General features: G+C 39.7%; 14 protein-coding genes and 1 other annotated feature. Of the genes, 9 read left to right on the plus strand and 5 right to left on the minus strand.

Going from position 1 to position 19,634, the window contains the following annotated elements:
• Positions 1 to 18 precede the first annotated feature (18 nt).
• The 6 genes from BQ5321_RS06980 to ytxJ all read left to right on the plus strand — a co-directional run bounded on the left by BQ5321_RS06980 (position 19) and on the right by ytxJ (position 7,043).
• Positions 19 to 825: a DUF1444 domain-containing protein gene (locus BQ5321_RS06980; protein WP_390622141.1), complete on the plus strand. Its 807-nt coding sequence runs from the start codon at positions 19 to 21 to the stop codon at positions 823 to 825.
• Positions 826 to 1,043: 218 nt separating this feature from the next.
• Entirely contained in the window at positions 1,044 to 3,887 is a 2,844-nt protein-coding gene (locus BQ5321_RS23995; protein ID WP_139187886.1) for a DNA translocase FtsK, read from the plus strand.
• A gap of 270 nt (positions 3,888 to 4,157) precedes the next feature.
• Entirely contained in the window at positions 4,158 to 5,453 is a 1,296-nt protein-coding gene (murC, locus tag BQ5321_RS06990) for a UDP-N-acetylmuramate--L-alanine ligase (protein ID WP_071393807.1), read from the plus strand.
• Positions 5,454 to 5,692: 239 nt separating this feature from the next.
• Positions 5,693 to 6,169, plus strand: coding sequence for a DUF948 domain-containing protein (locus BQ5321_RS06995; protein ID WP_071393808.1), 477 nt, complete (start codon positions 5,693 to 5,695; stop codon positions 6,167 to 6,169).
• 24 nt (positions 6,170 to 6,193) lie between these two features.
• Positions 6,194 to 6,664: a YtxH domain-containing protein gene (locus BQ5321_RS07000; protein ID WP_071393809.1), complete on the plus strand. Its 471-nt coding sequence runs from the start codon at positions 6,194 to 6,196 to the stop codon at positions 6,662 to 6,664.
• A gap of 58 nt (positions 6,665 to 6,722) precedes the next feature.
• Positions 6,723 to 7,043, plus strand: coding sequence for a bacillithiol system redox-active protein YtxJ (gene ytxJ, locus BQ5321_RS07005; protein WP_071393810.1), 321 nt, complete (start codon positions 6,723 to 6,725; stop codon positions 7,041 to 7,043).
• A 52-nt stretch (positions 7,044 to 7,095) separates the two neighbouring features.
• On the opposite strand, the gene BQ5321_RS07010 is transcribed toward ytxJ, so the two are convergent.
• A complete protein-coding gene (locus BQ5321_RS07010; RefSeq protein WP_071393811.1) occupies positions 7,096 to 9,258 on the minus strand; it encodes a cell division protein FtsA in 2,163 nt (720 codons plus the stop codon).
• 194 nt (positions 9,259 to 9,452) lie between these two features.
• Here BQ5321_RS07010 and BQ5321_RS07015 point away from each other — a divergent pair, with 194 nt between their 5' ends.
• Both BQ5321_RS07015 and ccpA read left to right on the plus strand, forming a co-directional pair.
• Positions 9,453 to 10,529, plus strand: a complete 1,077-nt coding sequence (locus BQ5321_RS07015) for a bifunctional 3-deoxy-7-phosphoheptulonate synthase/chorismate mutase (RefSeq protein WP_071393812.1) — start codon at positions 9,453 to 9,455, stop codon at positions 10,527 to 10,529.
• Positions 10,530 to 10,823: 294 nt separating this feature from the next.
• Positions 10,824 to 11,822: a catabolite control protein A gene (ccpA, locus tag BQ5321_RS07020; RefSeq protein WP_071393813.1), complete on the plus strand. Its 999-nt coding sequence runs from the start codon at positions 10,824 to 10,826 to the stop codon at positions 11,820 to 11,822.
• A gap of 50 nt (positions 11,823 to 11,872) precedes the next feature.
• Here ccpA and BQ5321_RS07025 read toward each other — a convergent pair whose 3' ends face one another.
• Genes BQ5321_RS07025 through BQ5321_RS07035 form a run of 3 tightly spaced genes read right to left on the minus strand, consistent with a single transcriptional unit; the run spans position 11,873 to position 14,344 of the window.
• On the minus strand, positions 11,873 to 13,036 hold the full coding sequence (locus BQ5321_RS07025; protein WP_071393814.1) for an acetoin utilization protein AcuC: 1,164 nt from the start codon (positions 13,034 to 13,036) through the stop codon (positions 11,873 to 11,875).
• Complete coding sequence (locus BQ5321_RS07030; protein WP_071393815.1) at positions 13,033 to 13,683, minus strand: acetoin utilization AcuB family protein; 651 nt, start codon at positions 13,681 to 13,683, stop codon at positions 13,033 to 13,035. Before BQ5321_RS07030 ends, BQ5321_RS07025 begins: the two co-directional genes overlap by 4 nt.
• 28 nt (positions 13,684 to 13,711) lie before the next feature.
• Positions 13,712 to 14,344, minus strand: coding sequence for a GNAT family N-acetyltransferase (locus BQ5321_RS07035; RefSeq protein ID WP_071393816.1), 633 nt, complete (start codon positions 14,342 to 14,344; stop codon positions 13,712 to 13,714).
• A gap of 292 nt (positions 14,345 to 14,636) precedes the next feature.
• On the opposite strand from BQ5321_RS07035, the gene acsA reads away from it, so the two are divergent.
• On the plus strand, positions 14,637 to 16,355 hold the full coding sequence (gene acsA, locus BQ5321_RS07040; protein WP_071393817.1) for an acetate--CoA ligase: 1,719 nt from the start codon (positions 14,637 to 14,639) through the stop codon (positions 16,353 to 16,355).
• A gap of 49 nt (positions 16,356 to 16,404) precedes the next feature.
• Here the strand turns inward: acsA and BQ5321_RS07045 are convergent, their stop codons facing one another.
• Positions 16,405 to 19,254, minus strand: coding sequence for a transglycosylase domain-containing protein (locus tag BQ5321_RS07045; RefSeq protein ID WP_071393818.1), 2,850 nt, complete (start codon positions 19,252 to 19,254; stop codon positions 16,405 to 16,407).
• 143 nt (positions 19,255 to 19,397) lie between these two features.
• Positions 19,398 to 19,634, plus strand: a binding site (T-box leader).

Consider the following 19,634-nt stretch of genomic DNA (forward strand, 5'->3'; position numbering starts at 1 on the left):
AAATAAGGAGATTGCATAATGAAAATGGATAGTATCAAAATGAAAAACGAGTTGCAAAAACGACTTGCTCATCCTGACCGCAAGTTTGATTTTGATCGAAAAAATGATCAGCTTCGTATTGAACATAAACAAACTGGAAAAGGTATAACCATTTCATTGCCAGGAATTATTGCGAAATGGCAGGAACAAAAGGAAAAGGCTATTGCTGAAATTGTTTATTACGTAGAAGAAGGTCTGAAGGCAATGGAGACAGATGCCGAAATCTCAGGGAAGGAAAAGCATATCTTTCCCGTTATCCGATCTACTTCTTTTCCAGTAGAGACAAATGAGGGAAATTCATTTATCTATGATGACCATACGGCAGAAACAAGAATTTATTATGCGCTTGACCTGGGGAATACATATAGATTGATTGATAGAGCACTTCTTGTGAAGGAAGAATGGAATGAAAAGCACGTAAAAGAAACGGCCTTATTTAATGTTCGTTCCTTATCAACCGAAATGAAAATGGATGCTGTGGCAGGAAACACCTTTTATTTCCTTAATAAGAATGACGGCTATGATGCCAGTCGGATTCTCAATGATTCCTTTTTGAAAGAGATGGAGCAGAAAATAAAAGGTACAATGGCAGTTGCGGTTCCGCATCAGGATGTGTTAATTATTGCTGATATTGAGAATGATACAGGCTATGACATCCTTGCTCAAATGACGATGAGTTTCTTTGCAGCTGGAAGAGTGCCCATCACCGCTTTATCCTTTTTATATGAGAATGGAGAGCTAGAACCCATTTTTATATTAGGGAAAAATAAAAAAAGTGATAAATGAATGAAAAGGACCATTAAAGGTTCTTTTTTTGTACTGTATAATGACATATAAGTGTTAATATCACATACCCCGTCAGCTCAGTTTTGAGTTTTTCATAATTTTCCATTTCGTCTTACCATAGCATCATTCTTTTATTTTAACTCGTATTTTTAGGAATTACTGATAAAATAAGAATGGTAGAATGAGAGAATAAGAAAGAGTGATAAAGTTTGAATTGGATGAAAAGGTTATTACGCCTGTTTAAGGAAGACGTTGAACACATAGATGAAGACAGTGAACACACCCATGATAGTACAGAGAACAAATTAGAAATGAAACAAAAACGAGAGATAGGAAAAGAAGTAGACGCTAAAATTGTCTACCAATATCCAAAAGGTGCCTTTCGATTTCCGTTGGTGCCGGATGATGACAAACAAATGAAAAATCGTTCCAATCGTCCTGTCCGCCCTGACAGAAAACAGGAGCAGGAATTGAGCCATGAACCACCTCGCCAGGAGAGGAAGAGACGACACAGTCCGCCAGTAAAGCAGGAGCCTGTTACTCGAAAGAGAGTGCCTGAACCTGAACAGGAGCATAGAAATTCTAGGCCCTTTAAACCAACTGATATTCCCTCCCCAGTATTTGGTTATAAGGAGCGTCCGGAAATACGAAAAGGCTCTTTACAGTATGGAGTGGAGAAGATAGAAAATAAAGTTGATGATAAAAAGGACCCAATCAATAGAGAGCTTTATCATCGCTATTCACAGACCTGGGGCGGTGCACCTGTCATTGTCAAACCGAGTGATAAGAGGTTTAATCCACTTGATCTAAGTGTAGCGAAGAGACAGGTTCAAAAGGAGGAACTGAGTCCACCGGTTGTAGAGCCAGAAGAAATAAAGGCTGAATGGACAGGAGAGCCTGAAATAGTAAACGATGAAGTTGTAGCAGACCGAATAACAGGTCAAGAGGTACAGCAAATCGATGTTTCACAGACGGAAATATCTGTGGAAGAGCCAATTGACTTAAACGACTTCAAGGAAGAAAATAATGAACAACTAGTTTTAACTAGAGAAGACAGTGATGCGAGTCTAATTTCAGATGAAGAACAAGAAATGGTTAAAGAAGAACAAGTGTTGGAGGAACTAGAGTCACCCATTATCGAGGAGTCAGAGCCATTAGAATTGGAATTAACGGAATCGTGTGTAGACGAACCTGAACGAATCATTGATGAAGAATTTGTAAATGAACTCCCTTCCGTGGATGAAAATCAAGTTGTAGATGAAGAATCTAGGAGCCAAACTGAAGCTGATGAGGGGATAAAAAGCGCAGAGGCAGAGCCAATCCGTTCTGCGATTCCTTTTAATGTCATAATGCTCAATCAGGATAAGCTAAGACTAATGGAAAAAGAGCTCAATAAAACAACGAGCAGGGCAGAAATGGACGAGTCTGTGGAAGCAGATGTTAGCGGTAGTAAAATGGACCAGGAAGTGAACTCACTAAAAGCGGATAGCAATGAAGATAAAACCGTCGTCATTGCAGACCAATCCTTTCAGGTAATGGCCAATATGGCTGAAACAGCAGCCTCTGCCCAACGAACTCAGGATGATTCTAGCCATGAGGTTAAGCTGCAAGTAACGGAACAAAAAGATCAAGAGACGTCTTTTTCATTCCCATCGATTGACCTGTTAACACCTCCTGTCATTGTAGAGGATAACAATCAATGGATTGATGACCAGAAAGAGCTACTTAATACAACCTTAAAGAATTTTAATGTAGGTGCTACGGTTGTGAATGTCACACAAGGGCCTTCTGTAACACGTTTTGAAGTCCAGCCAGAACCTGGAGTAAAGGTAAATAAAATTACGAATCTATCTGATGATATAAAGCTGAGTCTAGCAGCCAGAGACATTCGGATAGAAGCTCCCATCCCAGGTAAGCACACAATCGGTATAGAGGTACCTAATAATAAAAGCAGGCCGGTTTATTTAAGTGAAATTGTTAGCAATCCTGAATTTTTACGACAGGATTCACCGCTCACCGCGGCATTGGGATTAGATATTTCCGGAAAACCAATTGTGTCTGATTTGAGGAAAATGCCGCATGGATTGATTGCTGGGGCGACAGGCTCAGGGAAAAGTGTTTGTATCAATACCATTCTTGTCAGCTTCCTTTATAAAGCGAAGCCGGAGGATTTGAAGTTGTTACTAATCGATCCAAAAATGGTGGAATTAGCACCGTATAATCATATTCCACATCTTGTCAGTCCTGTCATTACCGACGTAAAGGCTGCAACAGCTGCGTTGAAATGGGCAGTTGAGGAAATGGAACGGCGTTATGAATTATTTGCACATACGGGTGTCAGGGATATTGGACGCTTTAATGAGCTGGCTGTGAAGCATAAACAATATAGCGATAAATTACCCTATATTGTTATTATCATTGATGAGCTGGCAGATTTGATGATGATGTCGCCGGCTGATGTAGAGGAAGCGATTTGTCGCATCGCCCAGAAGGCGCGCGCCTGTGGCATTCATCTAATCATTGCGACACAAAGACCTTCAGTAGATGTTATTACGGGCTTAATAAAGGCTAATATTCCGACCAGAATTGCCTTCTCTGTTTCCTCACAGGTTGATTCACGAACCATTATCGATGTGAGCGGTGCAGAAAAGCTACTTGGTAGAGGTGATATGCTGTTTTTAGAAAATGGCTCATCAAAGCCAATCCGTCTGCAGGGGACCTTTGTTTCGGATGAAGAAATTGATGAAGTGGTTGCCCATGCGAGAGAGCAGGGAGAGCCTGATTACTTATTTGAACAAGAGGAATTACTCAAAAAGGCAGAAATCAATGAAGCAGAGGATGAACTCTTTTTTGAAGCCTGTGAGTTTGTTATTGAAAATGGGGGAGCATCCTCTTCCATGCTGCAAAGACGGTTTAAAATTGGCTATAACCGAGCTGCTAGATTAATTGATATGATGGAAAGCCATGGCTATATCTCTGAATCACGTGGTAGCAAACCGAGAGATGTATTCATTACTGATGCAGAATTAGAATCATTACAAATGACGAATAAAACCCTATAGATGTATTGATTGAAGAGAGAGGGTCAAGAACCGATTGATTGTTTTTTTCCTTCTCTTTACATACGTAACCTTTCATTTATCCTTTTTGGGTAAAAAAAATATGAAGTTTTCTTTAGAAGTTAATGGTGATATAATGTTTGAATATGATTAGACATACGTTAAAGGATGTCCATTCTGACAGGATATCGATATCATGAAGCATAATGAGCAAAAATAAATTAATAATCATATACTGTTTTTACAGTTAGACGATGGTTGGAGGTTCTTTATATGACTAATTACCATTTCGTAGGTATAAAGGGGTCCGGGATGAGTGCGCTCGCACAAATTCTTCACGATATGAACTTTCAAGTTCAAGGCTCCGATGTAGATAAACGATTTTTTACGCAGGTTGCACTAGAGCAATCAGGAATAAAGATCCTTCCTTTTCAAAAAGAAAATATAAAGCCTGGAATGACAATTGTAGCCGGAAATGCTTTTCCAGATACACATGAGGAAATTCAAGAAGCGATGAAGCTAGGGCTGCCCGTTATCCGTTATCACCGGTTTTTAGGTGATTTCATGAAACGTTTTTCAAGTATTGCCGTTACAGGTGCCCATGGTAAAACATCAACAACTGGTTTACTAGCTCACGTTATCTCAGGGGATAAACCAACTTCATATTTGATTGGTGATGGTACAGGTAAAGGGGAGGCAGATGCGGAATATTTCGTGTTTGAGGCATGTGAGTATCGCAGACATTTCTTATCCTATTTTCCTGACTATGCCATTATGACGAATATTGACTTTGATCACCCTGATTATTTCGCGAATATCGATGATGTATGTGCAGCCTTCCAGGAGATGGCCTTACAGGTGAACAAGGGGATTTTTGCCTGTGGTGATGACGAGCATTTACAAAAAATACAGGCAAAGGTTCCTGTCTTGTTTTATGGGTTTGGGGAAGAGAATGATTTTCAGGCGCGGAATGTGATAAAAACAACGGAAGGAACAACCTTTGATGTTTTTATTCGCAATACGTTATTTGATACGTTTACCATTCGCAGCTTTGGTGACCACAACATTTTAAACTCCTTAGCGGTAATTGCTTTATGCCATTATGAAGGACTAGACACTGAGGTTGTCCGTAAACAGCTATTAAATTTTGAAGGGGTAAAAAGACGCTTTTCAGAAAAAAGAGTTGGCACACAAATATTAATCGATGATTATGCCCACCATCCAACAGAGATAAAGGCAACCATCGATGCTGCCAGACAAAAATACCCTGAAAAAGAAATTGTTGCAGTATTCCAACCACATACGTTTTCAAGGACGCAGGCATTCCTTGGGGAGTTTGCTGCGAGCTTAAATCTGGCTGATAAGACGTATTTATGCGAAATATTTGGTTCAGCTCGTGAAAATCATGGGAAATTGTCTATTGAGGACTTACAGGCAAAAATTCCTGAATCGGAGATTATCACGGAAGAGGATATGTCTTCTCTTAAGAGTCACGATAATAGCGTGATTATTTTTATGGGAGCTGGAGATATCCAGAAGTTTCAAGCTGCGTATGAAATAACTCTATAGCTGTATAAGAGAACGAAAGTATTTAATAGACAACTTGTCGACGAGTACTTTCGTTTTTTGTTCGAAAAAATGTCGGGATAATATTTTTACGAGGAATAAGCTGTAATGAATTACAGTTCTCTTGTAGTATGGTAAGATTTTAGGTAGGCTGTAGATAGGCTTTGAAGTAAAGCTTCTTTCATGTTTATATCCTTTCATTAGCGGATATAGATAAAATAGACAGGGAGGTGTCAGTTGTTTTGATTATCATTTTATATTTAAGTGCAGCATTGATTGCTATTGCCTTTTTTATTTTAGTAATTTATCTCTCCAAAACATTAAAGTCCGTACAGGGCACACTCGACAATGTCTCAAAGACTTTATCGGGTTTAGAGCAGCAATTAGATGGAGTTACAAAGGAAACAACTATACTTTTACATAAAACAAATGAACTGGCTAGTGATGTGCAGAAAAAAGCAGAAGATTTGAACAGTGTTGTGGATGCAGTTAAGGATGTGGGTGAGTCCGTCAAGAAATTCAGTGGTTCTATCCAGTCCATTACCCATTCAATGAACCATCAGCTTGAAGAAAATAAGGATAAAATGGCACAGGTCGTTCAGTGGAGTAATATAATTTTAGAATTAAAGGATAAATGGCAGGAAAGAAAGCATAAGAAAAATACAGAGCGGAAGCTTGAGGAAGGCTATGATTTTAAAAAAGAGAGGGCAAGGTATTAAGGAAAGATATGAGGAGGCATACAAATGGCAGGTAACGAAAGAATGAATTATGAAAAAAAGGATAAGACTGATTCTCGAATAAGTACAAAGGATTTTATCATCGGTTCTCTTATTGGCGCAGCAGTCGGCTCACTAACAGCATTACTATTAGCACCAAAATCTGGTAGGGAAATACGGGATGATTTAAATCATCAAGCCTATCGATTAAGAGAAAAAACCGATCATATTCGCGAGTCTGTTACGATTAAAGGAACAGAATTAACGTCATCAGTCAAGGATAAGACAAGTGCTATTTCTAAAAAAGTGTCAGAGCAGTCAGTTGACCTTGTAAAAAAAGTAAAAGGACAAAAGACTGATGAGGAGGCAGATGCTTCTACAAATCCAGTTGATGAATTATTTGCCCAAAATAATCATTCGGAGTCTGATATTCAGAAAAAGCTCGAGGAAACCAAGCGGGCATTTGATGAGACAGAGAGTAAGTTCAACCCACAATAAACAGAATTAATTCAAGTCGTGTGAGGTTGTCTAGTTAGAGGAAAGCAGAGGAGAAGAAATGATAAAACTACATTCGATCGATGAATTCGAGCGTGTTCTCGAGAAAGAGAATGCTCTCCTAGTCTTGAAGCATAGCATCACATGTCCAATCAGCCTGGCTGCCTATGATGAATATGAAGCATTCACAAAAGAACAACAAGAAGTACCTACATATTATTTAACTGTACAAGAATCACGGCCATTATCCAATTATATTGCCGAGACATTTCAAATCAAGCATGAGTCACCACAGGCGATACTCTTTTCCAATAAGGAACCAGTTTGGCATGCTTCGCATCGGAAGATTACAGTTACAACCTTAACAGAATCAATAAATTAGAAAACAGTAAAAGAGGGTGTCCTATTAAGGAATCCCTCTTTTTGTTTTGAATTTAGTTTTGCGATAGAGGCCAAACAATTTTTAAATCATCGCCGGGCTCTATTTTTCCATAAAAAGTGGTCTGTTGATTATTTCTTAATAAAGTAAAGCGCCCGCTAGCTTTTTGCGGTATATTGACTTGAACATGATTAAATAAATCCTGAAAAATAAAGGGCTCCATTTTTTTTTGTTTGTACACAATCTGGTCCCCGTCTGCAATCACTTCATTTTCTGATAATACCTCTTGATTTCTTGTAAACTCGGTGATTCTTTTCGTCATCGTAAGCGGTTTTCCATTATACGAAACAGGGATGCTTTGTGAAAGAAGAATTTGCTTTACCTCTGCTAGCTCTCTTACTGTTGGCTGTTTTTTATCTTCGATGATTAGGACATCCAAGTGCTCAAAGCTGCTTCCTGGTTTTACCTCTATACCATTTCGAAAAAGCTTGCCGGAAAAAGGAGGAATAAAGGTTTCCTTACCATTAAGATTAAGATGAAACGGACGTAATTTATCAAGCTCAGCTTGGAGATCCAAAGCGGTAAGTAATTGTTCGATGGTTTCTGGAAGCCTGCATTCAATCTGGTCACGATCTGAGATTAATTGTTCACTATTAGCATGAAGTCCATTACAGATAATTTGTGCATGAACCGTGTAGGAAGTTCCATTTATCATGACCGTTTTATGTGGGATACCATCTAGTAGATCTTTAATATAGATAACTGGCTTTTTTCCATCCCGACCGGGAATGACGGTTAACTGATCCTCATGTTCAATGGGATCATCAAGGCTCGATAGGATTCCATTTTTATATAGTAATGGAGCTTCCCCATGCTCGCCTGGAAACGTAATGCTTTGCCCATTGAGGGAAATAATCATGGCCATCCCTGGTTTACCATATAGCTTATTTAATTTTATTCCACTCGCAAGCAGACTGTCGCCGATGGTTAATTGCTTGACTTCAAAAAGTCGGACGGGCTGCTCGTTAACATAGACGGTTCGATAATGGACAGGTGATTTTTGCGCTGTAATGGCAATCCCGATTGGTGTGACTAGCTCTGGTCCTTTGTCAATATGGTCGGCAATGGAAACAGCAGGTATAGCGTTTAAGTCTCTAATGGCGACTCGATTTTCCGGAAGCTGCATTGTTTGTGCGAGCATTGCCGTTATATTGGGGGTTAGGCTGCCACCGCCGACAAGCATAATCGCTTTAGGTGTCTTTTGATTATTTAGACGCAAAATTTCTTCGCAAATGGATTGAGCTAATTTTGCAATCACAGGTGTAATGGTCGTAACCACGTCTTCTCTGGTCATTTCAGTCTCAAAACCGAGTATATCTGTTACGGTAAGGACACCCTCTTTGAGTAATGCTCTTTTGGCTTGTTCTGCTATAGGGAAGTCCAGCAGATATTGATCACTGATCGCTTCGGTCACTTCATCACCGGCAATCGGAACCATTCCATAAGCAATGACGGTTCCCATATCAGTGATCGCAATATCAGAGGTGCCGGCACCAATATCAACAAGGGCAACGTTTAATCTGCGCATGGAAGGCGGGATTAGAACATTGATAGCAGCAATTGGCTCAAGTGTCAAAGCCTCCATTTCTAAATCAGCTCTATGAAGAGCGGCAATTAAGGATTCGACGACAACCCGTGGCAGAAAAGTTGCGATAATTTCAACTGAGGCTTCTGTTCCCTGTTGGTCAATTAAATTGCCAATCTCTTCATGATCAAGCCTATAATGAAGAACAGAATAACCAACACAATAATAATACTGATGGTTTTCAGCATTATGCTGCTTCTCGGCAACAATCGCTTGAGCCTCTTGAACAGCACTTAACTCTAAATGGAGAATGTCTTCTTTTTGAATCATAGGTTTTCCAGCAATCGGAACAGTTACACCAGCGCGCTCAGTTTTTAAGGCTCTCCCGGCAGCTGCTACGTTTACTTTTTTAAGCGGTCCATGTGTTCTTTCAAGCTCCGCTTTAATGTCAGAAATAATCCTAGAAACCGCGACCACATCATGGATTTGTCCATCCAGCATGGCACGGTTTGTATGCTCTTTTATGAGAATATCGATAACCTGGTAGCTTTCTTCGCTAACTTCCTCCAATATAATACCAACAACAGAGCGAGTTCCGATATCTAAGGCAAATAGTTTCTTTTGTTCTTCCAAGAGGATGCACCTTCTTATTGATTTATACAAATTTACTTTAGTGCTTAAAAGCGTCTAAGCAGAAAAGAAATAGTTCGTGACATTGACTGATAATTCATATATAATAACCGTAATCATAAAAAATGTATCACATTTTAGTTAGTCGATAAAGAAGTGTTATTATTTTGTTATCGACAGAGAAGGGGCGGGCACACATGAGTAATAATCAGTTAGATGAATTAAGACAAAAAGTGGAAGAACAAAACCTTCAAATTTTACAATTAATTAATGAGCGGGCTAAAACAGTTCAGGAAATCGGACGTGTAAAGGAAACACAAGGGGTAAACCGTTACGATCCTGTACGCGAACGTCAAATGCTCGACCAAATTATTGAAAATAACCATGGTCCTTTTGAGGATTCAACTATTTTACATTTATTTAAACAAATTTTTAAAGCGGGACTAGAGCTACAGCAGGATGATCATCGTAAAGCACTGCTCGTTTCACGTAAGAAAAAATCAGAAGACACCGTCATCGATCTAAAAGGTGAATTGGTTGGAGCGGGAACCCCTTCCTTTGTTTTCGGACCTTGCTCTGTTGAATCATACGATCAGGTAGCAGCGGTTGCAGCCTCGGTAAAAGCAAAAGGACTTAAGCTTCTTCGTGGCGGGGCTTATAAACCAAGAACTTCTCCGTATGACTTTCAGGGTCTTGGGGTTGAAGGCCTAAAGATATTAAAACGTGTGGCTGATGAATATGATTTGGCTGTGATCAGTGAGATTGTCACACCAACCGACATTGAAACGGCACTTGATTATATCGATGTTATTCAAATCGGGGCCCGTAATATGCAAAACTTCGAATTACTCAAGGCAGCAGGGGCAGTTAACAAACCAGTCCTCTTGAAACGTGGTCTGTCGGCAACGATTGAAGAATTCATTAACGCTGCAGAATACATTATGTCACAGGGAAATGGTCAAATTATTCTTTGTGAACGTGGTATTCGGACATATGAAAAAGCAACAAGAAATACATTAGATATTTCAGCTGTACCTATCTTAAAGCAAGAAACCCATTTACCAGTTATGGTGGATGTGACCCATTCAACGGGCCGCAGAGATTTATTGCTTCCATGTGCAAAAGCAGCTCTAGCAATTGGTGCAGATGGTGTTATGGCTGAAGTTCATCCAGATCCAGCCGTCGCACTTTCTGACTCTGCACAACAAATGGACCTAAAGCAATTTGATGAGTTTTATAATGAAATTCAGAAATCTGTTTTTATAAAAGCATAGCAAGCTAGGTCAAGAAAGCTTTCCACAATAACGTGGAAAGTTTTTCTTTGTGAGACTTGATGGTCAAGAAGAATTCAAAAATGATGAAATGTGAGATAAAAAAACAATTGACATTGCGAGATGTGGCTCTCTATCGTATGATTAATAACAGAAGTAATATTATTGAATTCTTATCATTAATTGGATTAAATTTATTCATTTGACAATTCGTTCGTGAATTTTAGAACAAAGTAATATAATAGAATAAACATCCGAAAAATTGATTATGATTAAGAGCATAAAGGAGTGTTACATATGAATATTACGATATATGATGTTGCTCGAGAAGCTAATGTTTCGATGGCGACTGTATCACGGGTAGTAAATGGCAACCCAAATGTCAAGCCAACAACAAGGAAAAAGGTTTTAGAGGTTATCGATCGTTTAGGTTATCGACCGAATGCGGTGGCAAGAGGGTTGGCAAGTAAGAAAACTACAACGGTTGGGGTGATTATCCCTGATATTTCGAATGTCTTCTTCGCTGAGCTGGCAAGGGGAATTGAAGATATTGCAACCATGTATAAATACAACATTATCTTAAGTAATTCAGACCAAAATAAAGATAAGGAGCTACACCTGTTAAATACAATGCTAGGCAAGCAGGTTGACGGTCTCGTCTTTATGAGTGGAAATGTTACGAAGGAACATGTGGAAGAATTTGAAAAATCACCTGTGCCGATTGTATTGGCGGGTTCTATTGAGGAAACAGAGAAAATACCTTCGGTTAATATTGACCATGAACAGGCGGTATTTGATGCGGTGAGCACATTTATTGAAAAGGGACACAAATCTATTGGGCTGGCAATCGGTCCTTTACATGATCCGATAAATGTTCATAAAAAGCTCGCAGGCTATAAAAGAGCGTTAGCTCATGCTGGTATTGAATATAATGAAGAACTAGTAGCTGAAGGGGACTATACATATGATTCTGGGATTGAGGCTTTTGAAAAGCTTCTTGAAGCAGGTAATCGCCCTACAGCCATAATGGTTGGTTCAGACGAAATGGCCTTGGGTGTTGTTCATGGTGCCCAAGATAAAGGCTTTAGTATCCCTGAGGACTTTGAAGTCATCACCTCAGATAATACAAGATTATCGATGATGGTGCGGCCGCAGCTTACGACGATTGTACAGCCGTTATATGATATTGGCGCTGTAGCGATGCGTTTATTAACAAAGCTAATGAACAAAGAGGAAGTAGACGATTTAATCGTTGTTCTGCCACATCGGATTGAGGTGCGGGATTCAACAAAATAGGCTATAAATTAAAAATAACGGGGGAGTTCAAGCTAGAACTCCCTGTTATTTTATGCTTTTTTTTCTTTTCGAATCGAATATAATGCTTTTTCAAGTGTTTGTTTGTTTTTCTCAGTAATTTCTTCTTTTCTTGGAATGGCTTCATACAAATGCTCATTATCCTCCCAGTTAGTTGGGAGAATCACATCCGATTTTTCCTGCCAACGTGTCACCCATTCCTCTGGAAGAATTCCTGTGTTGGTTTGGTTTTCCGTCATTTCAAACCAAATAGAGGCCCAGGCCCTTGGAACAACTCTCCATATATCGTAGCCTCCGCCACCCACAGCAATCCATCTTCCATCACAAAACTGATGGCTAAGTTCATGGGCAAGCTTTGGAATTTCCTTAAAGGTAGCCATAGTTGAATATAAGTGAGTTAAGGGGTCCAGATAATGAGCATCGACGCCGTTTTGTGTAATAATGATATCTGGTTTGAAAAACTCTGTTACCTCAAAGGCCGCATTTCGATAACAATCCAAAAACGATTCATCCTCAGTGAACGCATCGATTGGAATATTAAAGGAAAAACCATAGCCTGCACCCTGTCCTCTTTCGCTGATATTACCAGTTCCGGGAAATAAATAGCGGCCCGTTTCATGGATCGAAAGTGTACATACATTTGGATCATCATAAAAGGCCCATTGTACCCCATCACCATGGTGTGCATCTGTATCAATATAAAGGACACGGGCTTGATATTTTTCCTGAATATATTTAATCATGACAGAAATATCATTGTACACACAAAAACCGGATGCCTTCCCACGAAAACCATGATGAAGGCCGCCGCTAAGATGCAGAGCATGCCTTGCTTTTCCGCTCATCACATAATCCGCAGCCGTAAGGGCTCCTCCGACTATTAAGGAAGTAACCTCATGCATATTTGGAAAAATTGGCGTATCCTCGGTACCGAAGCCATAGCTTTCAGCAAGTTGGGAGGAAAGCTTCCCATCTCCTGCTAGCTGTACTGCATCGACAAATTGTGGATCGTGAATCAGAATTAATTCCTCTCTTGTTGCTGGTCTTGGTGGTACTATTTGTTTACTATTAATCGCATTACATTTATCTAATAGGTCTAACGTTAATTTCAAGCGCAGTGGACTAAAAGGATGATGTGCATTAAATCGATAGTTTAATAGCTCAGGTGAATAGATAAAGATTGAATCATCATTCATCTTACAATACCCGGTAAATTTGGCCAAAGAACTTGATATCCAGCCTTTTTGATATGCTCTATTAAACTAATAGGGTTAATGGTCTGTGCTCTAATCACAATGATTTTATAGCCTTCATCCTTTTTGTCCTGGTAAATAAGTACGCTTAATATATTAACCTTTAATTCACGAAAGACAGCAGTTATTTCATTCAGAACACCGGCACGATTCGGAGCTTTAATTTCAATTTGCGATGCAGGCTGATTGGCCCCGGTAAGTTCTATCAATGTATGTAATAAATCGGTCTCCGTGATAATTCCAACTAATTTCTTATCCTTTACAATTGGTAGACAGCTTATATGATGTTCATAGAAGATAGCGCCAATTTCCTCCACAAAATCGAGCGGGTGTCCTGTAATCAGGTTGGTTTTCATGATAGTTTTAATCGGTTTCTGAAGGACATCCTTTTGTTCCTCTGGATCGGTTAGAATGGAAGGTGTTGCATCACGGATATCTCGGTCAGATACTAATCCGATTAAATATTGGTCATCTGTGACAATTGGAAGATGTCTGACTTTATGCTGTAGCATGAGTTTCGTTGCTTCTAGGATAGGTTGATCTTGAGTTAGCGTAATAATCCTCGTTTTCATAATTTCTTCGACGATCATGTTAATTTCCCCCTTTTCTACCTATATTTTAATACATAAAACGATTCATGAAACGTAAACTATCAAATTTTTGTATAGATTCTGAATTTACTCGCTTCCCGATTCGTACCATGAGACAGTTGGCAGGATGTGAGCAAATTTCAGGGTCATCTGTGGCGTACCATTCCAGATTTCCAACGTTCATCATTTTCCCCATAATATTACGGTATTCCCAAACATTTAGCCCTGTCCCTTTTAAATCCCAATGCCAATAATATTCAGTTGTAAAAATAATATAGTCCTCCATAGCATCATCCATCATGGAGACGGTTAACAATGCTTCGCCAACCCCAAGACTACGATAATGGGAGCTCACTTCAATTGCCCCTAATTCAATCAGGTTTTCCATTTTTATTTCTGACCAGCGCTCAAGTGGATCAGGGTACAGGAAGGTCACATAGCCGACAATGGTTTTTTCTAATCTTGCAATGATAATTCTTCCTTCTGGTAAACTAGCAATCTCAATGACTGCTTCATGCTGTTTGTTAGGAGGGCGAAAGGCAACAAGACCGGTATCGAATTCAAGTTCTGACAATTGCTCTGGAGACATCGGTCCTTCAACAATTAAAGTGCCAACAGGGGTTGTTAATTCTTTTGAATAGTAAGTTTTTTTATGTTCCATAAATTTTTATTCACCGCCATAAATATTCTTTACCCCTTAATACTCTTCAATAAAAATCGGTGGATAAATCTTTATAAGCTGGGATTAAAAGGAATTAAGGATGTACTAACACCATTATACAATATTTTTAACTAATAAATGTTACCTTAGTCTATTTACATAATTAATTATTTTTGAACATAATAGATAAATATATTTAAAAATTTTTTTAATAAATAATATTTTAAAAATTGAGAAAATTTTAAATTTGTTATATAATAGATTTGAAATTACAAAAAGGAGGAAAAGATAGATGAAATTGGAAGTTTTGCCATCTCTAAAAGGGGACTATAATCTTACTAGTTATGAGGAAGTGTATAATAGTTTTGATTGGCAGGAAACAGAGAAGATGTTTTCTTGGTATGAGACTGGAAAAGTAAATATTGCTTATGAAGCAATCGACAAGCATGCAGAAAGTGTCAGAAAAAACAAGATAGCCTTATATTATCATGAAGGATTAAGAAAAGAGAAATATACGTTTAAGGAAATGAAGGAGCTTTCCAATAAGGCTGGTAATGTTTTCAAACAGTATGCACAAGTTGAAAAGGGAGACCGTGTTTTCATTTTCATGCCAAGATCTCCAGAGTTATATTTCGCTGTTTTAGGAGCGATTAAGCTTGGTGCGATTGTTGGTCCATTATTTGAAGCATTCATGGAAGGTGCTGTACGTGACCGTCTAGAAGACAGTGATGCAAAAGTGATTGTGACTACAAAGGAACTTTTAGCGCGTATACCTGTTGAAGAATTGCCATCATTAAAACATATTTTTGTTGTCGGTGACGATGTAGAAGAAAATGGTCAAATTATCGACTTCAATAAAAAATTGAACGAAGCAAGCACACAGCTTGATATTCAATGGGTTGACCGTACAGATGGGATGCTATTGCATTATACGTCTGGTTCGACTGGAAAACCTAAAGGTGTCTTACATATTCATAATGCAATGATTCAACAATATCAAACAGCTAAATGGGTTCTTGATTTAAAAGAAGAGGATGTATATTGGTGCACGGCTGATCCAGGCTGGGTAACAGGAACAGCCTATGGAATTTTTGGACCGTGGCTGACAGGTACGTCAAATTTAATTGTCGGCGGTCGCTTCAATCCTGAAACATGGTATAAAATGCTTGAGGATTATGGTGTAACCGTTTGGTACAGTGCCCCAACTGCATTCCGTATGTTAATGGGTGCTGGTGATGAAGTGGTTAAGAGATTTGATCTTTCGAATTTAAGACATATTTTAAGTGTTGGTGAGCCATTAAATCCAGAGGTTGTCCGCTGGGGAATGAAGGTATTTGGTTTAAGAATTCACGATACTTGGTGGATGACTGAAACCGGTGCACAGGTCATTTGTAACTATCCTTGCATGGAAGTGAAGCCTGGTTCAATGGGTAAGCCAATTCCAGGTGTAGAAGCAGCCATTGTTGATGATCAAGGAAATGTTCTACCACCTAATCGTATGGGTAACCTAGCGATTAAAAAAGGCTGGCCATCCATGATGTATACGATTTGGAATAACCAAGAAAAGTATGATTCTTACTTTATGCCTGGTGACTGGTATGTATCTGGAGATTCGGCATATATGGATGAAGATGGTTACTTCTGGTTCCAAGGCCGTGTTGATGATGTTATTATGACTGCTGGTGAGCGTGTTGGACCGTTTGAGGTTGAAAGTAAGCTTCTAGAGCATCCAGCGATTGCTGAAGCCGGAGTAATCGGTAAGCCGGATCCTGTCCGTGGAGAAATCATTAAGGCATTTGTTGCCCTTTTAGATGGATATGAGCCATCAGAGGAGCTTATCGAAGATATTCGTCAATTTGTAAAAACAGGACTTGCAGCGCATGCAGCGCCGAGAGAAATCGAGTTCCGTGATAAATTGCCGAAGACAAGAAGTGGTAAGATTATGCGCCGTGTGTTAAAAGCATGGGAGCTAAATTTACCAACAGGTGACCTTTCTACAATGGAAGATTAATGAGACATGAAAAAGCGGGTATCCCATTTATTGGGATACCCGCTTTTAGCTATTGAACAGGAGGTGTTTCAGTACCTTGTTCCCCTGTTTCAGGTTCATTAGGTGGAGTAGCTGGCGGCTGGGTTTCTGTATTCGTTCCATCATCAGGAGCTTCAGAATCAACCGGTGTTGCTGGTGGCTGGCCAACGGTAACTGAGTTAGATGGTGCCGATTCATTTCCGGCGATATCTACGGCAGTGACATAATAGGTACCAGTTCCTGCCTGGAATGAGTAGGAACCATCTACTTGAATCGTCCCAACTCTACTTCCACCATTATAGACCCTATAGCCAACGATATCGTATTCTGAGCTGCCTCCCCATGTAATGGTATTTCCTGAAACGGCAATACCTGGTGCAGAAGGAGGACTTCCGTTATCCTGGAGGCTGGAACTTGGAACAATTGCATTTGCCAAGCCGTTGCTGTACGATGCCAATTGATTTGCTGAAATTCCGAGCATTTTTTGAATCGCAGCAGAGTCTAGGATAACGCCTGTTTGGACAAATTCTGCAGGTGTTGAATCAAGGGCTAAATATTTTTTGCCACCAATTGTAACAAATTTTCCACTATCAAAGCTATGGTCCGATTTAGTAGGAACAAACTTAGCATTGAAGAGATCGGTGCGGACAAGTCCGGCATTTGCACATGCCTCAGTTGCTAAGCCGCCTGATACCGCACAGAAGGTTCTTGTTACAATTCCCTCCGGCATTGGTTGTCTTTCGCTAGGGTCTACCAATTCTGGAGCAATGTCATAGGCTGCATTCATTAAATCTGCCCAAAGATAAATATTTCTTACACCATATGAAAGTCCTTTATAGCTTAGCTCTAATGGTTTTGGTTCATCGTAACCATTCCAAACTCCAAATGAGACATTTGGATTTGTTGCAACAAACCATGAATCCTTGTAATCCTGACCTGTACCTGTTTTCCCTGCCCAGTCAGAGCTGAATTTTAAGCGCCCGTTTAAGGATGTGGCTGTCCCACCGCTAATAACATCTCTTAACAGATCATAGGTTAAATAGGCGGTTTGAGGACTGAAAACCGGTACCGGATTTACTTCATGCTGAAAGATAATATTTCCTTCTTTATCCGTAATTTTTTCAATCATATAAGCATCGATAAATTGACCGCTGTTGGCAAAGGTGCCATAAGCGTTCGTATTTTCTTCAACAGAGACGCCGTTTGTCAGTCCGCCAAGGGCAGCTGAACGGTTCACATAGTCACCCTCTGTTAAAGAGGTAAAGCCCATTTTTTCGAGGTATTGAGCCGGTTTCGTATCAATAATATCCACATATGCTTTAACTGCAGGGATATTGTAGGATCTAGTTAACGCTTCCCTGGCTGTTACAAGCCCATGAGTCCCACCGCCGTAGTTGGTAGGCCAAGGTCTGCTTGACCCAGGATTTAATCTTAATGGCACGTCAGGTAGGATGCTACCTGGAGAAATGGTTCCCTGTTCAAAAGCAGGTGCATAGACAAGCAAGGGCTTCATCGTGGAACCATTCGACCGTTTTGCGCTCGTTGCATGGTTGATCTGCTCACGATGATAATCACGTCCGCCGACAAAACTGATGATTCTACCTGTTTTGTTCTCTATCAAGATGGCTCCAGTTTCTACTGGGTCACTAACCGTCTTTACTTCGCCTGTCTCAGGATCAGTATACGTTTTAGATTTATCGCTTCCATAGTATTGGAAGTTATTTACAACCTCTGTAAATCGGTCATAAATATCCTTATTTATTGTGCTGTGAATTTCATAGCCATTTTGACGGATGTCCCTATCAGCTAGGGCAAGGTATTTTTCTTTTAAGACGGCGTCACCATCCAGCTTGTCCTTCGTGATACCGTCTTTTTCTGCCAACACATATGACATGACTTCCGTAGCCCGTTTTTCAATTTCGAATGTCACCCATGGATATTGCTCGACTGGATTTTCATGAATCGTAATAAAATCCTTGGTAATATCGTAGGCGAGGGCCTCTTCATATTGCTGCTTTGAGATTTTTCCGTCCGTATACATTCTGTTTAAGACGGTTTTCATTCGCGAAATCCCAGGATTAAGATTTTGTTTAATTTCACCGCCGTTCGTATACGGTGTATATCCAAAAGGACTTTGTGGCAAACCAGCGATAAACGCAGCCTGTGGCAGGTTCAAGTCACTTACATCCTTGCCGAATATTCCCTTTGCCGCCGATTGTACACCGGCAATATTTCTCCCCGATGAATTACGTCCAAAAGTCGATACATTTAAATAGGCTTCAAGTATTTCCTCCTTTGAAAAGAACTTTTCGAGCCGGAGTGCCAGTAGTATCTCCTTTGCTTTTCGTTCAAATGAGACTTCATTTGTTAAGATTTGATTTTTAATAAGCTGCTGGGTAAGTGTACTGCCTCCTGTCTGGACAGAAGAATTGGTGACCTCTTGAAAGATTGCTCGCAGGATTGCTTTAGGAACAACCCCACCATGCTCGTAGAAATATTCATCCTCTGTTGCTACAACCGCGTTAATCAAATCCTGTGATACATCCTTTAGCTTCACTTCCTCCCGTTCGAGGTCAGTGTAGAGCTTACCAAGGTAGACATCATTAGCGAAATATAGTTTAGAGGTTTCTTCATAGTTATAGATATTTTTTTTCATGTTATCATAGGAGCGTATGGGTTCATTTTTTACCAGCGATGCAAAATAACCTGCTCCTAGACCGCCTGCAAAAAAGACTCCAAGTACAACTACAATCATAAAAATAAGGGCAAGATTCCATAATACTTGGTAGGTAATGCGGGCTTTCTTGATTGTTTGTTTATCCTTCAACAGATTGATAAACCTCTTAAATTTACTGCTATATTTCGATTTTTCAATTTTCATTCATTGATCCCCTCCAAAATCACCCTTCATTATAGCATAAACAAGAGGGGGAAACCGAAAAGATTGTTGCTATTTGCGGAATTTTACCGATATCATTTGACATTATTTGCTGACTATGGTAAAAATGCAATATTACTATCTAAAAACAAGCAAAGATGGGAATCTAGTAGTGCCTCTATCCCTGCCTAAGAGAGCCAGCGGCTGCTGTAAGCTGGTGCATATAGAAGGAATGAATTACCTCCCTGAGCTTTCACTATGAATTGGTAGCGAATAATCCATGCTGCTTTAGTATTAGTGAACGGTTAATCCGTTACCTTATTGAGTGGGAGACTATAATCTCCAATTTGGGTGGTACCGCGCATAATGCTTGCGTCCCTGCA

Source organism: Bacillus tuaregi, assembly GCF_900104575.1.
Classification (GTDB): Bacteria; Bacillota; Bacilli; order Bacillales; family Cytobacillaceae; genus Bacillus_BD; species Bacillus_BD tuaregi.

Excerpts from the sequence above, each read along its gene's own strand:
- BQ5321_RS06980 (WP_390622141.1), top strand. The coding sequence starts at position 19 with ATGAAAATGGATAGTATCAAAATGAAAAACGAGTTGCAAAAACGACTT.
- BQ5321_RS23995 (WP_139187886.1), top strand. The coding sequence starts at position 1,044 with ATGAAAAGGTTATTACGCCTGTTTAAGGAAGACGTTGAACACATAGAT.
- murC (WP_071393807.1), top strand. The coding sequence starts at position 4,158 with ATGACTAATTACCATTTCGTAGGTATAAAGGGGTCCGGGATGAGTGCG.
- BQ5321_RS07000 (WP_071393809.1), top strand. The coding sequence starts at position 6,194 with ATGGCAGGTAACGAAAGAATGAATTATGAAAAAAAGGATAAGACTGAT.
- ytxJ (WP_071393810.1), top strand. The coding sequence starts at position 6,723 with ATGATAAAACTACATTCGATCGATGAATTCGAGCGTGTTCTCGAGAAA.
- BQ5321_RS07015 (WP_071393812.1), top strand. The coding sequence starts at position 9,453 with ATGAGTAATAATCAGTTAGATGAATTAAGACAAAAAGTGGAAGAACAA.
- ccpA (WP_071393813.1), top strand. The coding sequence starts at position 10,824 with ATGAATATTACGATATATGATGTTGCTCGAGAAGCTAATGTTTCGATG.
- BQ5321_RS07025 (WP_071393814.1), bottom strand. The coding sequence starts at position 13,036 with ATGAATGATGATTCAATCTTTATCTATTCACCTGAGCTATTAAACTAT.
- BQ5321_RS07030 (WP_071393815.1), bottom strand. The coding sequence starts at position 13,683 with ATGATCGTCGAAGAAATTATGAAAACGAGGATTATTACGCTAACTCAA.
- BQ5321_RS07035 (WP_071393816.1), bottom strand. The coding sequence starts at position 14,344 with ATGGAACATAAAAAAACTTACTATTCAAAAGAATTAACAACCCCTGTT.
- acsA (WP_071393817.1), top strand. The coding sequence starts at position 14,637 with ATGAAATTGGAAGTTTTGCCATCTCTAAAAGGGGACTATAATCTTACT.
- BQ5321_RS07045 (WP_071393818.1), bottom strand. The coding sequence starts at position 19,254 with ATGAAAATTGAAAAATCGAAATATAGCAGTAAATTTAAGAGGTTTATC.